Annotated in this window: 19 protein-coding genes; 8 read left to right on the plus strand and 11 right to left on the minus strand. The window is 51.8% G+C overall.

Features of this window, described 5'->3' with window-relative positions; translation table 11 throughout:
* Positions 1-28: 28 nt before the first annotated feature.
* Complete coding sequence (locus GOV45_RS11300) at positions 29-913, minus strand: transferrin-binding protein-like solute binding protein (protein ID WP_170477475.1); 885 nt, start codon at positions 911-913, stop codon at positions 29-31.
* 263 nt (positions 914-1,176) lie between these two features.
* Between GOV45_RS11300 and GOV45_RS11305 the strand changes: the two genes are divergently transcribed.
* Positions 1,177-2,724 carry an amidohydrolase family protein gene (locus GOV45_RS11305; RefSeq protein WP_170477478.1) on the plus strand — a complete coding sequence of 516 codons (1,548 nt, stop codon included), beginning with the start codon at positions 1,177-1,179 and terminating at the stop codon, positions 2,722-2,724.
* A 319-nt stretch (positions 2,725-3,043) separates the two neighbouring features.
* On the opposite strand, the gene GOV45_RS11310 is transcribed toward GOV45_RS11305, so the two are convergent.
* The gene (locus tag GOV45_RS11310) at positions 3,044-3,277 is read right to left on the minus strand and encodes a hypothetical protein (protein WP_170477481.1); all 234 of its coding nucleotides are present in this window, start codon (positions 3,275-3,277) and stop codon (positions 3,044-3,046) included.
* Between the two features lie 125 nt (positions 3,278-3,402).
* Between GOV45_RS11310 and GOV45_RS11315 the strand changes: the two genes are divergently transcribed.
* Together GOV45_RS11315 and GOV45_RS11320 are read left to right on the plus strand one after the other, a co-directional pair.
* Entirely contained in the window at positions 3,403-4,023 is a 621-nt protein-coding gene (locus GOV45_RS11315; RefSeq protein WP_170477484.1) for a hypothetical protein, read from the plus strand.
* A 362-nt stretch (positions 4,024-4,385) separates the two neighbouring features.
* Positions 4,386-4,640, plus strand: a complete 255-nt coding sequence (locus GOV45_RS11320; protein WP_170477485.1) for a hypothetical protein — start codon at positions 4,386-4,388, stop codon at positions 4,638-4,640.
* Between the two features lie 279 nt (positions 4,641-4,919).
* Here GOV45_RS11320 and GOV45_RS11325 read toward each other — a convergent pair whose 3' ends face one another.
* Positions 4,920-5,297 (minus strand): hypothetical protein, encoded by a 378-nt coding sequence (locus tag GOV45_RS11325; RefSeq protein ID WP_170477488.1) that lies wholly within the window; start codon positions 5,295-5,297, stop codon positions 4,920-4,922.
* A gap of 154 nt (positions 5,298-5,451) precedes the next feature.
* Entirely contained in the window at positions 5,452-5,847 is a 396-nt protein-coding gene (locus GOV45_RS11330; protein WP_170477491.1) for a hypothetical protein, read from the minus strand.
* Between the two features lie 275 nt (positions 5,848-6,122).
* Here GOV45_RS11330 and GOV45_RS11335 point away from each other — a divergent pair, with 275 nt between their 5' ends.
* Positions 6,123-6,689: an SOS response-associated peptidase gene (locus GOV45_RS11335; RefSeq protein ID WP_254447982.1), complete on the plus strand. Its 567-nt coding sequence runs from the start codon at positions 6,123-6,125 to the stop codon at positions 6,687-6,689.
* Between the two features lie 291 nt (positions 6,690-6,980).
* Here GOV45_RS11335 and GOV45_RS11340 read toward each other — a convergent pair whose 3' ends face one another.
* Positions 6,981-7,811 (minus strand): restriction endonuclease, encoded by an 831-nt coding sequence (locus GOV45_RS11340; RefSeq protein ID WP_170477495.1) that lies wholly within the window; start codon positions 7,809-7,811, stop codon positions 6,981-6,983.
* A gap of 354 nt (positions 7,812-8,165) precedes the next feature.
* Here GOV45_RS11340 and GOV45_RS11345 point away from each other — a divergent pair, with 354 nt between their 5' ends.
* Positions 8,166-9,929 carry an adenylate/guanylate cyclase domain-containing protein gene (locus GOV45_RS11345; RefSeq protein ID WP_170477498.1) on the plus strand — a complete coding sequence of 588 codons (1,764 nt, stop codon included), beginning with the start codon at positions 8,166-8,168 and terminating at the stop codon, positions 9,927-9,929.
* Between the two features lie 387 nt (positions 9,930-10,316).
* A complete protein-coding gene (locus GOV45_RS11350) occupies positions 10,317-11,243 on the plus strand; it encodes a sulfotransferase domain-containing protein (protein ID WP_170477500.1) in 927 nt (308 codons plus the stop codon).
* A 134-nt stretch (positions 11,244-11,377) separates the two neighbouring features.
* On the opposite strand, the gene GOV45_RS11355 is transcribed toward GOV45_RS11350, so the two are convergent.
* The 5 genes from GOV45_RS11355 to GOV45_RS11375 all read right to left on the minus strand — a co-directional run bounded on the left by GOV45_RS11355 (position 11,378) and on the right by GOV45_RS11375 (position 16,252).
* A complete protein-coding gene (locus GOV45_RS11355; protein ID WP_170477503.1) occupies positions 11,378-11,788 on the minus strand; it encodes a thioredoxin family protein in 411 nt (136 codons plus the stop codon).
* 22 nt (positions 11,789-11,810) lie between these two features.
* Complete coding sequence (locus tag GOV45_RS11360) at positions 11,811-12,524, minus strand: cytochrome c biogenesis CcdA family protein (protein ID WP_170477505.1); 714 nt, start codon at positions 12,522-12,524, stop codon at positions 11,811-11,813.
* A 161-nt stretch (positions 12,525-12,685) separates the two neighbouring features.
* The gene (locus tag GOV45_RS11365; protein ID WP_217362455.1) at positions 12,686-14,347 is read right to left on the minus strand and encodes a cache domain-containing protein; all 1,662 of its coding nucleotides are present in this window, start codon (positions 14,345-14,347) and stop codon (positions 12,686-12,688) included.
* Between the two features lie 112 nt (positions 14,348-14,459).
* Positions 14,460-15,470: an ABC transporter substrate-binding protein gene (locus tag GOV45_RS11370; protein WP_217362456.1), complete on the minus strand. Its 1,011-nt coding sequence runs from the start codon at positions 15,468-15,470 to the stop codon at positions 14,460-14,462.
* 266 nt (positions 15,471-15,736) lie between these two features.
* Complete coding sequence (locus GOV45_RS11375) at positions 15,737-16,252, minus strand: GNAT family N-acetyltransferase (RefSeq protein ID WP_170477511.1); 516 nt, start codon at positions 16,250-16,252, stop codon at positions 15,737-15,739.
* Between the two features lie 363 nt (positions 16,253-16,615).
* Here GOV45_RS11375 and GOV45_RS11380 point away from each other — a divergent pair, with 363 nt between their 5' ends.
* Together GOV45_RS11380 and GOV45_RS11385 are read left to right on the plus strand one after the other, a co-directional pair.
* Positions 16,616-17,725, plus strand: coding sequence for an extracellular solute-binding protein (locus GOV45_RS11380; protein ID WP_170477513.1), 1,110 nt, complete (start codon positions 16,616-16,618; stop codon positions 17,723-17,725).
* Between the two features lie 121 nt (positions 17,726-17,846).
* A complete protein-coding gene (locus GOV45_RS11385; RefSeq protein ID WP_170477516.1) occupies positions 17,847-17,999 on the plus strand; it encodes a hypothetical protein in 153 nt (50 codons plus the stop codon).
* Positions 18,000-18,252: 253 nt separating this feature from the next.
* Here the strand turns inward: GOV45_RS11385 and GOV45_RS11390 are convergent, their stop codons facing one another.
* Positions 18,253-19,011, minus strand: coding sequence for a hypothetical protein (locus GOV45_RS11390; RefSeq protein WP_170477519.1), 759 nt, complete (start codon positions 19,009-19,011; stop codon positions 18,253-18,255).
* Positions 19,012-19,121: the final 110 nt, after the last annotated feature.

Consider the following 19,121-nt stretch of genomic DNA (forward strand, 5'->3'; position numbering starts at 1 on the left):
CTATCTGCCTGCTCGGCTGGCACTATACTCAGTTTCCTCCGAACGCTCCCATATGCCAAACGTCACCAGGGCCAGTGGTAGCGAAAGTACCTCCGACTTCGTTAGCTGAAGGTCCATAAAACTGTCCCTGTGCCGTACCAGCGGTACCCGCTCCCGACACCAAGGCAGTAAACTCTGACCCATTAACCGAACCTGAGCCACTAAAGTCCAATTCTGGTGCATTAGTTGTAGTTGCAGTGTTCAAGTTCACCGCTGACGTATCTGAACTACCGATTGTTGCTGTATTAAAATCAGTTGTTACAGTAACGGACGACACCGTTTGGTAAGGCTGACCATCTGAAAGACGGGCTACACCCAATCCTACACCTCTATACGTCGCTGTAGCTCCAACCGGAATGTTCGAAGCTTCTGTTTTCAAACCGTAACTTCCGGCACCCGCAGTCCCTGAGCCGGTGCCAGCTCCGGTAACCCAAGCACCGTATGTCTGGTATTCGTAACCGGCTCTTTCTGGGTCTACATAAGTTGCTAAGTCTTGACCGTCGGCTGTTACAAAAGAGGTCACTAAAGGAGTATCTACCCTTGTGTCGCCGTTACTAGTGTCAAATGAAACGGACGATCCTGATGCAGCCGAAGACAATGCTACCACAACACCGTTCCTCGTCGTTACGAGTGTGGTACTTGGCGACGGACCTGTTTGATCCTCAATTGTCACTCCACCCGTCGAAGGATCGGCGACATACCTTGCGGTTACCGCTTCCCCGTCTATCTCGACGGTTCCGTTTTCGGGTACGTTAGAGAATCCCGAAAACGGTATTACCGCTGGTTCCGAAGAACTATCGCTGTCCCCACATGCAGCTAATGCAGTGCATACAAGTCCTGTAGCCATAGCGCGAAGTTTTAACGGTCTGGGCATCCATTCCTCCCCAAAAGCTTCGATTTGCGCTTAACTCTGCAACCAATTCTTAAGACATCACTGATTTAAATCAACTGATTAGAATTGTCTCTTTTTGCGCATTAGACCCAAGTGTGCCCTCAATTACTCGTGTGATCAGCGTTTTCAACCCTTTCGCCGCAAACGGCATGAGCGTCCGCTGTGCGGACTAAACAGACTTAGGCAAAGTATTGAATTGATCTGTTCCTTGATCGCCGTACGCTGGAGACACGGAGGATCAGGTCATGTACCGCACATTTGTTTCTGCAATTTTTGTGGCGATTGCCACGACCTGCTCGGCGCAGGATTACGATATAGTCATAACGAACGGGCGTGTCATCGATCCTGAGACAGGATTGGACGCCATCCGAAATCTCGGGATCAACGGCGGCGAGATATCCGCGATCTCCGAGTTCGCCATGGACGGTTCAATAGAGATCGATGCAACTAATCATGTTGTCGCGCCGGGGTTCATCGATTTGCATGCACACGGCATGAACTTGGGCGACATGCGCATGCAGGCGATGCAAGGCGTAACAACTGTTCTGGAGTTGGAGTCCGGTATCCTCCCTATTGCAGATTGGTATGCTGAAATGGAACGGCAGCAGACGCCGCTGAACTATGGGGCTTCTGCGGCTTGGACGTTTGGCCGAATAGCTGCCTTCACGGGTGAAGGGCCTGTTGCCGAACTATCCTATTTTCAAGATGCGCAGAGGTTCGACGATTGGAAAACAGAAATCGCCGATCCGCTTCGCATGTTGGAGTTGTTGGACTTAGTCGAGCAAGGATTGAAAGAGGGGGCATTGGGTATAGGCGTTAACGCAGGATACGCGCCTGGATACGGTCAAAAAGAGTACTTTGCTTTGGCAAATATGGCCGCCGACTACGGCGTGGCCACCTATACGCACGTGCGGTACGCATCGAATTTGGAACCGCAGGGGTCTTTTGAGGCAATAAAAGAATTGATTGCGAACGCCGCGCTTACAGGCGCACACATGCATATCTGTCATATCAACAGTTCTTCATTGGAAGACATTCACGCCACCCTTGATTTGGTTGAACGTGCGCAGGCTCAAGGCATTAACATCACGGTAGAGGCCTATCCTTATGGCGCCGCGAACACAGTTGTAGGAGCCGCGATGTTCTCAGGCGACGGATGGCGAGAACGCATGAGCTCCACGGCTCAGAACTTTCAATTGGGCGCAGATCGCATGACCGAAGAGGAACTCGCCGATTATCAGAACAACGAGCCTGGCACCTTTGTCACATGGCATTTTCTGGACGAGAATGATCCTGATGCGCTCGCGCTACTGGACGCATCCGTTACCCACCCAGCAGTTATGATTGCGTCGGATGCAGTGTTCTGGTCCTACTTAGACGAAAGCGGCGCTGTTCTGAACTATGAGGGGAGTGATTGGCCACTTCCCGACAACGTTTTCAGTCACCCAAGGTCTGCTGGAGCGTTTACCAAAATCCTTCGGTCTTATGTGCGCGAACGGGGTTTGCTGTCGCTCGAGGAAGCAATTGGCAAGATGTCCTTGATGCCAGCTCAAACGCTTGAGAACTTCGTTCCACAAATGAGAAAGAAAGGGCGCCTGCAAGTTGGAATGGATGCTGACATTGTCGTCTTTGACCCCAAGACAGTGGCGGATCTAGCCACCTACGAAAACGCGAACCAACCCGCCGTAGGTGTACAAACCGTTCTCGTAAACGGCACGTTAGTTGTTGAGAATGGTGAACTCAGAATAGAGGCTGATTCCGGTCAACCAATCCGCCGACAGCTCCAAAGATAAGGTGACCGCTTTGGGCTCAACGCGGACATCCGAGAGATTTGGTCAGATGACTAGTTTGAGGTTGCGAGCGGACATTTCGACCGCTCGCAGGGTGGTCAGATGTCTATCTGTTCAGCAATGGTCAAAGCATCTTTAAGTTCAACGCCGAGACCCGCTTATTGTCGCAACAGCCCAGCATGTATTGCAAGGCATGCCTTCGTAAATTTCCAGCTTTACGGTTTCGCGCTCAACTTGACTGATGCTGCAAGATAAACGAACGACTGTTTTTCCGCGTTTGTGGTTATTTGCGCGTTAAAATGAAAGACTGGGACTTCTGTCGCTAATGTAGACTAAGGAGGACTTCGAGGTCGCGGCAGGTGAGCGGTTCCATAAGTTTGCGATCTTCTCCGTTTAGCGATTTGCCATCAGAAATATGATCTTTCAGCAACCGAGAAATCTGGCTCGTCGACTGATAGTAGAGTTCGGGATTGGACCGGCTCAGGTCAGATAACAAGCGCCGCAGCAGCGCCTTTCGCCGCTCGGCATCGGTTTCTGATTTCTTGTCTTGCAGCATGATAGTTTTACCTGAGGATTCCTACTCAGCAATTAGGGTTCTTTTGCACCTCGTAAAGCCTATCTGTTTGCCTGCGACTACTAGTGGAGGATCGTCGCGTCGAAGCGAATGAAGGATTCGACTTGATGATAGATCAACTTAAACGTCTTTTTGACCGGAAGACTTACGCGGTTGTACCTTATGAAGCCGCGCAGCAGCATGCAAACTCTGCCGACATGGTCGCGGCACTGAACGCCGATCCTTACTTGATGGTAGCCGACGCGGGACTGCGGTTGATCTCCGTCTTTGACGATTTGCATTACGATCGTGCAGATCTTGATATCTTGTCCGCCCCGATGCGAAGACGCGCATTGAAAAAACTCGCCCCTTTCGAATATTTTCAGCGATCCGGTTCGGTGATTGAGAACCGCGCTGCTGACATACGCATTCATATGCCGAAATTCCGTGCGCTTGGTGCATCGCCGTTTGACGCGCTGCGAGAAACATCCATGCGGCCACAAGATTATGCTCTGCTGACCCCAACGCAAGCCGCGGCGCAAATGATTGCGGCCTATGAGGTCGATACCGCGAAAGAGCGTTTGGCAGCATTGGTCGTAAAACACCCGGCAAATTTGTTGCGTCTGTTTGACTTTCTGGAACCTACCCCTTCAAAAGCATCGGTCCGCGAGATGTTGGGCGAACTGCTCTTTCTGCAACGCGCTGCAGTGGCCGAGGAACCGCTGAAGAGCCGACGGGCATTGCGTTAGCATGTCAGGGAACATCAATAGTGGAATCGAAGCGCTCAACAATCATGCTTGAATTAAATTCGATCTAAGGGCTTTCAGAACAACCGACATCGATTCTGGAGCGTTAGATGAGGGCAAAGTCCGCGACTCAGACATCAAAGTCTCAAATTTCTTCGTGCTGTGAACGAATGGCCGCTTTTCTCTCTGCGACGCAGATGATGTCTTAGGTCGGTGATATTGCTGCACCTGCGAGGGTTCAGACCTGAGCACTTCCAGTATGGGCTCAGTGCAGACCTTCGCTGCACTTAACGCGAACGTCAGCTTTGCGGGCAGAACGAATGTCTTTTCTTTCCTAATAGGCGTTGGATAGTTATGATCCTCGCATGTCAAAGCGGGACAAACTCAAGCGTAACCGTATGAAACGGTATGAAGATTTAGCATTGCGTCGAAACTACGTTGAACCGATGCAATACTTGTTTGGGCAGCTGAAAGGCGCGGTTGATAAGGGCAATCATGACAAGGCTATCAAGATTGCGCTGTTTCTCATTCCATTTGGGCATGCCAAAGCCTTGCCGCGGAAACAGGATGGTGATGAGGTGGGTACCGACCGCCTCACAGTTAACTTCACGGTGGACTAATTCGATCTAGGACATCCGTTGTTGTCGATTCTATAAGATCAAGTAACTCATACGCCACAAATAGTATGGGGGACTATATGGGGGTCTAACAAGGACTGCTACAACACAACCCACTGATATTAATAAACTTAAAGGATTATTGTGGTGCCCAAGGAGAGACTCGAACTCTCACGCCCGTGAAGGCGGGGGATTTTGAATCCTGCGTTAATAACCGATTTTATTTATTTTTTACCACTCGCGTCACTGAACCGGTCCCATTACGGCAGATAATATCCTCATTCACCCCATCCCGTATGGCCCGCCGGGTTGCAGGTCGCCCATGATGCCCCACACATCGTGGCAGGCGTCCAAGAGGGCTGTGTCGCTTGAGGGTATGCTGTCCTTGAAGTTCGGGTAGTTCATGGTGTCGGCGAGATTGTGCATCGTCGTTGCGAGGTGGTTGCGTGGGATGAACGTCCGGAAGCGATAGTCGCCGCCCGGCGTTTCGATAACGTGGCCGTCCATGCCGTACGGTCGCAGTAGGTCTGCGTCCTGAGCGCGGCGGAACCGCAGGCAGACGCGAGAGCCCATGTACGGCCCGCTGATGTTGCCGCGCTCATCCTTGGCGACGGCAGAGAAAAAGCCCGAACCCTCGGGCGTCGAGAATGCTACCCACATATGCAGGTCCTCCTAATTTTTTGGAAAAGGGCACATTCTTTATCAAATACAATAAGGGGTCGTCAACTCGAGGGGGCTTACGTGCGCGGGCGCATGGCCTGTAGGCACAAACCCAAACCTCTAAACCCGGCAGTAGCTACGTGATGGTTGGAGACTATTCGTCATCATCCAGTTTTGACTCAATCACCTTCTGTTGAGCCAATCTCTCTGGAAGGCGGTCGCTGATGTCTTTGAGCCGCTGTGTTGGATTGACGCTCATGCCGACTGTTCCGCTGTGGGTATGGGTGATGCTAACGCCATCAGCGCGTCCAAATGCTCGGTCCTGAGCTAAGGCCAGCAAGGCGATTTGTTCTTTGCCAGAGAGTTTTCCCGATACAAATTCGCCGTTCCCATCTATGCGATTGAAGAGTTCGTCCATCGACAAAAGATCGTTCATGCGTTTCACAGCGATCTCGCCGTTCGACTGGATCAACTTTCTTGTCTCGGGATCCAGTTTAGGTCGTCCGCCGGGATTACCAGAATGACCGGGCTTGAAGAGAGGTGTTGGCACAGTGGACTCCTCTGTTCTCAGAAAGTGAAGGCGCCAAGTGATAAGTATCTATTTTTATAGCATAATGGATGCCAAATTGCGATCATTTGCGCACTCTATAGACGCACCAGGTAAGGTCGTATAGGTGCCCGCATTTATGTGTCTCTCTCTCAAATCTCCTAGGGATGCTGTACAAATGCATTCAAGATTAGCGTAGCCGTGGCTTCCGGCATCGTGGGCTGAACTGTTGTTCGCCACCTATTTATCCGAGAGGCTGAGGTAAGTGAGGCAGACTGATGTGTAACCTCTATTCGAATACGACCCCGGCAGATGCGATGCGGCAGCTATTCGACGTCGCTGTAGAAAAAGACAGGCTCGGAAATGCGGAACCGCTTCCAGCAATCTACCCAATGCACATGGCGCCCATCGTCAGGAAAGACGAAGACGGGGCGCGTGAACTCGTGTCTCTGTTCTGGGGGTTTCGAACGACCAAGAAATCAAAAAAGACTGGCGCCATCCTGCAACCTCATGCCTGGAACAATGCGCGGGACGACAAGGTCCTGAAGAGCGGGCTGTGGAAGAACAGCTTCGAAGAGCGCCGTTGTCTCGTACCTGCAAGTTCGTTCTGCGAGGTGCAAGGGCGCAATCCAGCCACATACCACTGGTTCGCGCTCAAGGGCTCCGAGGCTCGCCCACCATTTGCGTTTGCCGGGATGTGGCAAGTATCGCAATACGAAGGCAAAGAAGGCCCAGAAGAGGTTCCTGCGTATACTGTGATAACCACCTCGGCGAATGACATTGTGCGTCCGATACATCCGCAAAGAATGCCAGTCATACTCAGTTCTAGTGACTATGAGGCCTAGTTGGATGGCAGCGCAGCGCAGGCCTTTGAACTGCTAAAGCCCTATGCCTCAGATGAGATGGAAATCGTCAGATCGGGCGTAGGAGAAAAGTCTGATACTAGTCTTTGAACGGCACGGTGTTTGAGAGAGTTCCGATCATTGAATGTCCGCTTACCATCTCGCCTTGGACATCCGACGTTTTTTGTCAGATGTCTGCACCGAGCCCTGAGCGGTCGTTTGACAAAATCACTCAGCTAATTGGCAAATTTGGTGCGGTCATCAACAAATTTGGCACAAATTCTAAAGTGAAGCCTACCGCGCCGGAAACAATTCGTGGGCTATGGGGATGTCATAGTGGCTCATCAGAATGACACCAGTGCTTTCAGCAAGCTCCTTCGCGCTTTTTGTGAAGCCAGCATTCGTGAGTACAGCTGCTCTCTTAAGGCCGTAAAAATTCGCTCCGGCATGGGCTTCTTGAACGGCCTTATTGCCAACGGGTGAGTTATACAATTTGGTTTGAATGCCCGCCGAAACGCCATTTCTCTTGACTATGATATCCAGCCCCTGATCGCCACCAGACTGAGTGACATTTGCTTCCCAGCCAAATTTTCGAAATACGTCTGCAACCCAGAACTCAAAGTCTATGCCGTCCGTTGGCAAATCTTCAAAATCGACACCCTGAGACTTTTGACGAATTCTCTTATCTCGCAAGTGTCTTCTCGTAAATTCAATGGCTTCCGTTTCAATTTGCTCCCAGTCGAATGAAAGCGGCACGCTATCCAAGAACTCGACAATCTTCTTTTCCTGATCGTCGGAAAGTACTTTACCATAGTCATTTTTTACGATTGCGGTTCTCAGGTTGCGTTCCAGAGTAGCAGCGTGCCTGTCAATTAATGCAGGAAGTTCATCTTTCATCTGGGCACGGGCTTTAGTTTGATGCCGACCCAATATAGCTTGTTCCTGTCCTGATATAATGATGACCACGACACCATAGGCAATTCCCGCTAGCACATAGAGCAAAAAAATAAGCAAAAAGGCGTCCCGAATACTGCCAGTCTTAATAATTGCCCACGGCATGCCAACAAGGATAGTAAACCACACAAGGCAGCCTGCCAGAATATTTCCTTCGTGTTTCTTTGCCATCTAAACGATCCGCCAGAGTTAAGGCTGAGGTTCATAGATGCAAAAAATACTTGTTTGTAATGAGAAAAGAGTGAGAAAAATTTGCGGCGACAATTTTCTATTGTTCGAACACAAACAGTTTGCGCTGAGTTTGCAGGAACGGCGGCTTCGTCCGCATATCGGACGCTCCTGCCAAGTAGAGCGAATGACCGCTCTGAGCCCAATGCGGACAGGCAAACCTACCATTTACTTGGTTTTCCGAGCCGCACTTTGTCTCGAGATGTTGAGCACCTCGACTTGAACGAATTCGATGCTGATGTAATGGTTTCGCGATCCATAGGCTCGTAAGCCCGATGACAGGAGAGGATACGTTTCATGGAGCGTCGGCTCGCAGCTGTAATGGCTGCCGACATTGTTGGCTACAGCCGCATGATGGGGGCTGATGAGGACGGTACCTTGGGTATTTTGCGCGAGCTAAAGAGCGGTATCATCGAACCGGCGATCGTAGCGAACTCGGGACGCTTGGTGAAGTATATGGGAGACGGCTTCATCGCCGAGTTCACCAGCGCGACTGCGACGTTGGATTGTGCGCGGAAAATCCAAGCGGAAACGGCTGAGCGGAATACTGATCTTCCAGAGGAGAAGCGCATTCGTTTGCGGATCGGCGTCAATCAAGGGGAGATCATCATCGAAGATGGTGACGTTTATGGTGACACCGTGAACATCGCGGCTCGTTTAGAAGGGCTGTCGCCACCTGAAGGCATAGCCGTTTCTGAGAAGGTTCATGCTGAAGTAAATTCCCGCTCTAAAACGTTGTTTGAAGATCTGGGCCCACAGGAATTCAAGAACATTCTCCGGCCTGTTCGTGTCTATTGCGCTCATCTCATAGACGATCAGGAAATGGGTTCAATCGAAGTTGGGCGGACAACTCATGTCAACGAACTTGCGCGGCCGAGCATTGCGGTCATGCCGTTTCGAAACATGTCTGGCACCGACGAAACAGATTACCTGGCAGATGGTGTCACCGAGGAAGTCGTTGCATCACTCACGCGGTTTACGTCGCTATCTGTCAAAGGGCGGAATGCAACCTCCGGCTTTCTCGACGCCAAAATGGATTTGCAAGATATCGGCCGGGATCTAGGAGTTCGCTATGTGCTAGAAGGTAGCGTGCGTACAGCAGGTGCTCGGGTACGGATTTCAGTGCAACTTATGGATGCTGCAGCGGGCACACACATTTGGGCTGATCGGTACGATCGGATTCTCGATGATATTTTCGATCTGCAGGACGAGATTTCGCAGACCATCGCCGCCCGAATACAGCCCGAACTAGAACATGTCGAACGTGAGCGCTCAAAGCGAAAACCGGTCAATGATTTGGGCGCTTGGGACTTATATCATCGCGGGATGTGGCGTCTTTATCAGTTCACTCCAAAAGACGCTGCAATCGCACGTGAATGCTTCAGGAACGCGATAGCCGCTGACCCCGAATTCGCGGCCGCACATGCGGGTCTAGCTTATCAGCTTTGCTACGATGCTTGGAACTTGAACGCCCGGGACGTTGAAGAAACGATTTCTGAAGCCGAACGGTATGCGCGACGTGCCATCACGTTGGACGACAGGGACGTCCGAGCACGATTCACTTTCGGCCGGGTCTTGCAGTTAAAACGCGATTACCCCGGCGCGATCCGAGAGTTCACAACTGGAATCGGACTTAGTCCTGCATTTGCACAGATGTATCATGGACTTGGCTTTGCACTTGTATTCAGCGGCGACGCGACGGCCGCGCTTCCCTGCTTTGATACTGCAATTCGATTGTCACCGCAGGATCCACAGCTCACCTCATTCTTCTTTGCACGCGCCTTTGCTCAACTGAGTTTGAAAGACTACACTTCCGCGGTCTTGTCCGCGGAAGCGGCGCTTGCTCAACCGAACGCGATGATATGGGCCAGTCTCTATAGGACATCTGCTCTAGGTCATTTAGGCGACCCAAAGGCCAAGGAGGCTGTGGATCAGCTCAAAACGGATGCGCCTAACCTCACTCAAGATGATTTTCGAAACACTCTGTTTTTTGCTCAGTGCGATGAGTACATCGACCATTTGATCGAGGGATTACGTTTGGCGGGCTTGACGAAATCGTAACGCCTTCCCGCGGTCAGGTGACCGGGTCGTGCTCTAAGCGGTCGAACGGCTGCTCCGTCCGCAAGGCAGACGTTGGCGTTTTGCAACGTTGGGTCTGCTATCCGTCCATTAGGGGACATCTGACCAAATCACTCAGATGACCGAGTCGAGCCCAAAGCAGACATGCGAAAAAACTCAGCGACCGCCTGCTGTCAGCCCGCTCCGGTTTTTTTTATTATTGAACCTGAGTGGCGTGAAAATGGAGCTGTTCGTTGCCCGTCATTTTTTGTCATGACGCATCTACCTTGGTGGTCCTAGTGCGCGGGATTTGGAAAAGTCTGCTCTTACGGGGTAAGTTAGTGGTTTAGTCCTCTCGACCGAAGAGAGGCCAATGAGAGGTCAATTATAATGAACGCCGCCCCAGAAGACGCCGCCCCACCTTCAGGGCCACCATGGATAGTTCCGGAAATTCAACAAAAGATCGCTTGGAGGGACGGTGATGTGGTGATTTCTGTTCCAATTAAAAGCGGGACAACCTGGACAATGAACATCGTTCATCAGTTATTAACGGGCGGGACTGATGATTTTCGAGACGTCTACGAAGAGGTGCCTTGGATTGAATTTTTGGCCTTCCCCGGGCAGCCCCAGGAAGTCGTGGTTGAACGGGTAACAGCCATGCCAACCAACACGCGCCGCGCTTTCAAGACGCATTCGCCGCCACCTGCGGTGCCGTTTCAGAGCGTCGGGTCGGGCACCGACGTCAAATATGTCGTAATCATGCGAAATCCGGAGGAGGCCCTCGTTTCATTCAGGCCATTCCTGAACAAGCACTCGGACGCATGGTATGAACTCTGGGGCGTGCCAAGAGAAGCCCTTTGTCGACCCGACTTTCCATCCTTCTATTCTGATGTGATTGACGCCAACGGTATGCAAGGCGCGATCTTTGGCTTTCTCGCCGCGTGGTGGCCGCTCCGGAATGAGGCAAATGTTTTGTTCCTGCATTTTACTGACATGAAGAGCGACCACCACGGATCAATTCGAAAAATTGCCGAATTCATTGGTGAAGAGCTGAGCGAAGCACAATGGGCTAATGTACTGGAATTTACATCCTTCCCATGGATGAAAGCGAATGAGGAAAAGTTTGAAGGGCGTACGGCCTCAGAGATCCCAATTCTAAATTCCGGAGCCATGATCCGCAAGGGCGCTGTCGGCGAGGCAAGAATGGATGGAATGACGGACGAAATTTCCCGGCACCTGCGCGAGGTCGGTAGCCGGATTTGCCCGGACCCCGCCGCCATCAAATGGGTTTACGAGGGAGGTAGTTTAACCGATTAAGTAGCAAATGTGCGGCAAAGGGCCGAAAGTAACGGCGAAGATTAGCGCCAGAAGCTCCAGTTTGCTCTACTGAAGAAATAGCCACTGATACCGATAGGCCTGGGTTGCCAACGGTTCTTCCCAGTAGTTCAAAGTCAAGCAGTCGCGGCCTCCAAAGCAGTATCCATCAGCGCCTTGATTTGTGATCTACCCGTCTGGGCGACTATGCGGCCCAGTTCCTGATCCCCTTTCAGCACGACAAGTGTCGAACGGCGCGGAATCTTCATGCGTTTGACCAGCTCCGATTTTCCATAGTCGTCCCAATCAACGTCGATAAACGTAATATTGGCCTCGTAATCGGAGTTTTCCGATTTCAGCGTATTGATGACCCGCTCTTGCGCAGCGCAAGTACTGCACCAGCTGGCCTTGAAATCCAGAAACACAGTATCTCCGGTTTTCAGGTGTTTTTCCAATAGTCCAGCTTCGTATTCCAGCGGGGCTGCCTTGCCGGCAAACGGCAAAGACGCTGCACCGACGGTCAAGACGAGAAAGTGACGGCGATCCATGAGTGGGCTCCTTTGATCGTTGTTACAAAGAGACTGAGAGATCGATCAACCATGCAGGCAGAACACCGATCAGCCAGGCCTCGATCATGTGGTGAAGGTTAAACAATAATGCCAGGCCTACGGTGACAAAGGCCACTCCAAGGATAGGCCTGCTGCTGTGCGCAAGCGCGCGAAGTTGTGTATTGTAGCGCCCGAAGGCGCCGCGAGTGCCATAGGCAAGCCCAAGGATCAGCGTCGAGACGCCTGCGGCGAAGAACACCATGATAGCAGTGGCGCGCAGAAGTCCCTCGCCCTGTGACGCAAGCGAGATTGCTCCGCCCAGTGTCGGACCGATGCAAGGGCTCCAGACAGCGCCTAGCAGCAGCCCACCAAGGAATTGCCCACGCAGACCGCTGCGGTCGAGCGATTCGATTTGCGCATCAGCTTGTGAGGAAAGTCCAACCGTTGCTCCAGCCAGAACCGCCCCGGCCTGCGGAACTAAGAGCGCCAAACCGAACAGCACCATCAGTCCGGCCCCGACCTTAGAAATCGTGTCGATGTCGATCCCTAGCACCTGTCCAAATGCGGTGATACCGACGCCCAAACTCACAAACGACAAACTCAACCCCGCGGACAGGGCGACGGGCCCAAAGCTACTCGACTGAAACGCGGTGGCGATCACAATAGGCAACACCGGCACGACGCAGGGGTTGATTAGGGTCAGCAGACCCGCACCATATGCAAATACCAATTCCATAGAATTCACTTAAGGCTTACTCTGATGCTCTGTCATCAGACGATCCAGTGACTTGGCTTCACATGGTCGTGGGGTTTATGACAACAGCGTCGCGTTAACATCCTGCCATTCCCTCGGCGTCAGCGCTAGAAACCCAGTTCCTAGTCCGACGGGATTTTAAACTAACTATGGGAAACGCTAAATACGGCTAGTTGTTTCTCGTAACCTTTGAATCTGCGGCGACCGAGTGAAACCAAAGAAAAATTTCCACGCGCGGTCTCCGCCAATACGGGATCAATGAGGATCTGATCATTGTCAGCAGATGAACACAGTCTCGAAGCCAAATTCACGACGTTACCAATGGCAGTGTATTCGACGCGACCTTCATACCCAATTCGACCGACCGTTGCCTCGCCGATCGCAAGTCCAACTCCGAACCCGAGTTCGTAACCTCGGGAACGCCACTGGGTGACGAGCTTTTGAATTTCCGTCTGCATTTCAATTGCCATGTCCACTGCACGTATTGCTGGCTCTGCACACCGTACCGGCGCATTTACAAGAATCATCAGCCCGTCTCCTGAAAAGTTCGTCAACGTGGCCTCATAGCGCGTGATGATGGAACCGAGTGCCTCATGGTAGTCAGATAACACCTGCATTATCTCGTCGGGTTCGGATCCGGCGGAGAATGCGGTAAAGCCGCGAAGGTCGCAAAAGACCACGACAACTTCCGCACGCTGCCCCGCTAGCACGCTTTCGTCCCCTGACTTTTCAACTAACTCGGCGACTTGCGGTGCCAGGAATCGCTTTAGTCTAGAGATCCTTTCTGATCGCTCTTGAGATACAGCGAGACCTCGGGCCATTAGGTTGAACCGGTTCGCAAGCAGTTCGAGTTCATCGCCCGTGGCGATTTCGATCCGGTAGTCAAAGTCGCCTGCGCCGATGTGGTCCGCGCCTTTTTCTAGTTCACCAATGGGACCAGCCATGCGCCGAGCGAGCCAAAAGGCAAGCAATGCAGAGAACGCGGCGGCCGCGAGCATCAGCCCTGCTGTACGCCAAAGGGCGGAATAGATTGGAGCAAAGGCTTCGGACAGCGGTTGCTCGACAAAAACTGCCCATCCCGTTCCTGAGACGGCCGACATCGCAATTACGACATTTCCATTGGAAATGTTTTTGGCGACGACCGCTTCACCTTCAGCCTCATCAATTGCCCTTCGCAAATCGCGCATAGCTATCAAGGTCTCATCATCAGTGCCACGTAGCACCCGACTGATGTCTGGATGTGCGAAAAGCTTATTGGTTTCATCCAAAATAAAAGCTTGGCCGTTTTCTCCCACTTTAATTGCCGATATCACATCCCAGATGAGTTTCAGATTGATCTCGGCGACCACGATGCCTGCGGCCTTGCGATTGCCAGACAGGCCAATTGTCATATGCGGCTCTGAACCTTGGTAATAGATGACCGGGCCGTACCATAACTGTGTGGATCGCGCTCCAGACACCGCTGGATCACGGGAACGATCAATTCCGCTCGCGATCCTGTTCAGGTCGATCCGTGACAAAAAGAGCTGTTCGACCCCGTCGCCATCTACCAGCGTAATGCTGATAACAGCCGGAACCTGGCGAAGAACTCCCAAAGCGTCGAATCTGTGTTGATCCCGAGTATCCGCTGACCAGTTTAGCCGAACGGTCCAACTGAGTTGGTTTTTGATAGTGTCGAGAAAAGTCTCAATCCGTGAGGCTGCTGAATTCGCCTCCGACCGCAAAAGAGAGTTGAGCAAGGCGCGTTGATCGCGATAGCCAAACCATGCGTCGCTTAGGCCAGTGGTCAGAAGCGGAACGCTCACGACAATAAACAAAACCAGGAAATATTTTCGGAACAAAGACCGACGTGGTTTTCCCCTTGCACCTTTCACGACTACGCGGCACCAATCGTAACAATTGGCTTGCAGTCGCGTTTCATTCGATCACCTCGTCCGCCAACAGTAACAAACCTTGCGGCACTTCCACACCAAGGGCCTCTGCCGTTTTCATGTTGATCGACAGGCTGAAAGTAGTTGGTTGCTCAATTGGCAAGTCGCCCGGATTTGCACCACTCAAGATTTGGTCCACGTAGAAGGCGAGCCGATGGATCATCGTGTAATAATCCGAAGAATAGGCCATCAAAAAGCCAGCTGGCGTGAACCAGCCACCCCAACCCATCGACGGCAAACCGTGATCCAGAGAGAGTTCGGCAATCTTTGTAACTTGATTAGCGAGCATCAAGTCGGGCAGCACGAAGACGGCCTGAGCGCCGTCGGCTTTCATCCGCAAGAACGCTTCTACTATATCGTCAGGTTCACGAACCTGGTATACTGTTGCGGTAATACCTAGCCGGGAAGCGGCCCGTTTGGCATCCTCTTCAAATGGCATGTAAGCCACATTCGGATTGGCGAGGACGCCGACATTTGTCAGTTCTGGAAGCAACTCTGCCAGGAGTTCCAGCCGCTTGGCGGTGAGTTCCGTGGCATAGTAGGTGACGCCCGTGACGTTACCCCCCGGTTTTGCAAGGCTCTGTGCTAGACCCCCGTCCACCGGATCGCCACTAATGATCATCACCATCGGGATTGTCGACGTTTCGGTGCGCACAGCGTGGGCCACCGGCTCCGAGTCTCCGACAATGACATCTAATGGGAGTTTTGCGAGGTCGGCCGCCGCCTCCGATAGTCCGTCATAACTTTTGCCTGCACTACGGCACTCGATCAAAACGGACTCGCCAGGCTTGTATCCAAACTCGCCCAACCCTCGCAAGAAAGGACCGGAACTGTTCGATAGCCACGCTTCTTCACACGCCGACCAGGTTAGTAAACCAATCCGAGGAATTGTTGCTGTGTCAGACTGACCGACTGCGCCGCTGGGCAAAGCCACGATCAGCGCGCTCATCCAATGAAGAAGTTTATGGCTGATTGACCGCATTGATACGAATCCCACGTGCGTCTCCTCCCGCCAGTTGCCGACGTTAAAAACACAGTGTGCTCTTGCGAGGCCGGTCAACCCAGCAATCGAAACAAATTTCTTAGCTTAAGCTAACCGAGACCACTGTCTTTTGAAAGTGAAGTGGTTTCAATCATCCTCGAAGCAGCGCGATAGTTGACCGTCTGGTAAGTCCGCACCACAGCAGACATTTAGTGAAACTCACTGAACGTCGGCACCTAGCCCAAAGTCAGGGGGAACTGCACGTTTCCCGAATTGCTGCATCAATCCCTGAGCGAACGTTCCATGCAGTAAGTGTAAGGTATCCACTCGTCGGGAAAACCTTCAGGATGAGGCCTATTGGTGAAACCGACATTCTCATACATGGCTTTGGCGTGTGTCAGAAATTTAGCGGACGTAAACATAACCATTTGGTAACCGTCTTCAATCATTTGATTGAACATCGCGTCCAGCAGACGGCGACCAACTCCGTGCCCACGGCCAGCTTCGCTAACAAACATGCGATTGAATTCGGCAACAAGGGCGGATTGTTCAGAGTACATAACGCAGCCTACCGGTTGGTCGGCAATGGACGCCACAAAGATGCCGCCTCGCGGCCTTGCGTGCAAGTTTGGCATGTCTTCAAGCACTTTTTTGAAGCGCTCGGGTTCCATGGGATTTCCTTCGACAGGCCAATCTGATGGGTAGTTTTCCCAATGCCATTCCAGCCATTCACGGCAGAGATCGCGAGCTTCCTCATAGCCAAGGTCGTCAGATAGTAGTTTTATCGAGATCGCCATTTTTCTTAAGCCACGCAAATTCACCCCCAGACAAAGTCCGTTCTCTAGGCAGTTAAGTCAATTATGAGCTTCACCAGTTACTCGAACGTCTCTCACGAATGACAGCTTTGTCCGCAAAGTAGACGTTCAATCAAGTTGCAACGAAAGTCTGCTTCGAGCCCAAAGCGGACATCAAATATTAGGCTGGTTGCCCTACTCAGACTCTAAAAGACGTTCATTTCGACTTCATTTCAGTTGATCGGCAGCATTGCCCCTTCCTTGTTCCAGAACCATATCTCCCAATTTTTACTGATTTCGGCTACCATGTACCTTTAGAGAGCCAACAAAGACCAATGCCCTGGCCAGCCAAAGGAGGAATGCGACATGAAGAGTAACTTCTTACTAGGAGCAGCAATCGCGACCTCTTTCGCCGCTAGTGTAGCCTTTGCAGAAGGTCCAATTGCGCTCACCCTTGTGTCCTGGGGAGGCGCCTACCAGATGAGCCAGCAGAAGGCCTATGCCGAGCCCTACGTGGCGCTAAATCCCAATGTCAGTTTCGTCTGGGACGAAAGCTCTGCCTCGGCGGTTGCCAAGCTTCGCGCCATGGCGGAAGCGGGCAACACCACTTGGGACCTTGTTGATGTGGTTGCATCCGACGCGATCCGTCTCTGCGACGAAGGACTAGCGACTAAGATCGTCCACGATGAAATGCTTCCGCCTGCCCCAGACGGCACACCAGCATCCGAGGATTTCGGAAGTCTGCTTGTGTCAGACTGCTTCATCCCACAAGTCGTTTACTCTACCGCATTCGGCTACCGAACTGACGTGGCTGATTGGAATGGGGCGGAACCAGACGATGTCTGCGATTTTTTCGACCTTGAGGCCTTTCCTGGAAAGCGAACTCTTGAGAGGCGTCCCATTAACAATCTTGAATGGGCACTCTTGTGCTCCGGAGTTCCGAAGGACGAAGTCTACGAGATCCTAGAGACGGAAGAAGGACAGGACCGGGCGTTCGCAAAGCTCGATGAGATCAAAGACCAGGTCGTGTGGTGGACAGCAGGAGCTGAGCCGCCGCAACTTTTGGCCGATGCCGAAGTGGTCTTTGGGTCGGGTTATAACGGGCGGCTTTTTTCAGTAATCGAGGAGCAAGGCCAACCAATTGCGATGCTTTGGGACGCGCAGGTCTTCGACCTCGATGGCTGGATCATACCAGCCAACTTGTCGGAAGAACGGATACAATACGCCTTGGACTTCGTTGGCTTTGCGACAGATACGCAACGCCTTGCCGATCAAGCAAAATATATCCCCTATGGCCCAGCGCGGAAATCCTCTGCGCCACTGGTCGGTAAACATGCTGAGCTAGGCATAGAAATGGCTCAGCACATGCCGACAGATCCGCGGAACAGAGAGAATACCCTCATTTACAATTACGAATGGTGGGCGGACTACCGAGATGATCTTGATGCAAGATTTCAATCCTGGCTGTCACAGTAAACGAAAGCTGACAAAGTCAGCCCTCCAACTTTCTCGTCCGGTAGGAGGAGGAACTCATCAGCGATAAAGTGCTCCCAGATCAAGAACCTGAGGTAACATCGAATGAATACAGGCCGCAATATTGGCAACTGACGTGGTTGGGTTCGCAGCTTTGGTTTACAAAGACGAAGGCGGCACTTTGGAGCAGATGGAGCATCTGCGCCGGGAAGTCATCGCGATGCTAGTTCAAGCCAAGCAAGGGTGGCTTTTTAATCTTTGCGCGACGGATTTCTAGCGGAGTTTGCCTCGCTTAATCCTCGGTGAAGAGCCCCAACATATCTGCGATGACAGCTTCGTCCGCAGAGCAGTCACTTATGCCTTGTGCAACGAATGTCGGCACCGAGCCCAAGGCAGTCACTTCAAAAAGGGACGAACTACTTTTGCACCGCCGCAGCGTGACCGCCTTGAAGCCGAACCACCAATATCCTTGAACGTTTGGCTACGGTGAAAGCCATCCGTTCAGCTCACAGTGCGAACATTTTGGCCTGTTAGTTGGATATCGCAATAAATGTGCGCTGATTAACTATTTCGAATGGCAATAAAATGGAGCGCTCATATACCGAATTTGGATACTGAGACATCCACAGAGCGCCGATTATGACCCCATTTATTGCAGAAAATGCGGCGATACCGGTAGATGTCGCGAAATTGCGTTGAAATCCAAGAAAACAACCCAGTGTGCCTAGGAAGCCAAGAATCACGACGAACTTTATTGCAGCAGGCAAAGGTCGAAAGTTGTCGAACGAACGCTGCCCCCTTGCTTTCTTAACTTCTCTCAATTCCTCGAAAAGGAATCCTGCAGAGGGATCATCAGCGTTAATGGCGACAACGTTTCGCAGTGCAGCTTCGAACTTTTGTAAAGCAATCGACGCCTTTGCACTTACAGTTTCGCCTCCAAGAAATGGAATTTCCACCGAGATGACTTCTTCTAAGTATGTTGTCAGATGTTTGCGTGCTTGATGCGCTTCTAACCCATCAATTTCTAACAAAATCAAAAACATCCTCTCGATTGCAAGCGCCTCAGATTCTGTTGTTTTAGAAAACTCAAGCTGTTCTGCGGCGATCGTACTAAACGCTAAAGAAGCAACTAGAGCATGTAAGGTCCCTATACGAAATCCGGCCGTAGATAAAAAATCCCGCAGTTCGCCTGAAATTGGTTCTGTGTATATCGAACGAACTAAATAATGGCCTCCGCCAAAAACGAGAGCAAATGCTACCGGCCAGATCCAAAGATACTCAGCGGCCACCGGGTACCACCTTTTCCACTGCGAGATAATCAATTCGCGTCGAAACCGAGAATGCAAGCCACACTTCTACACTCAATGATCTCATTTGCTGCCAAGAATCAACGATGAAA

It is taken from the genome of Ruegeria arenilitoris, from assembly GCF_013035425.1.
GTDB lineage: Bacteria > Pseudomonadota > Alphaproteobacteria > Rhodobacterales > Rhodobacteraceae > Ruegeria > Ruegeria arenilitoris_A.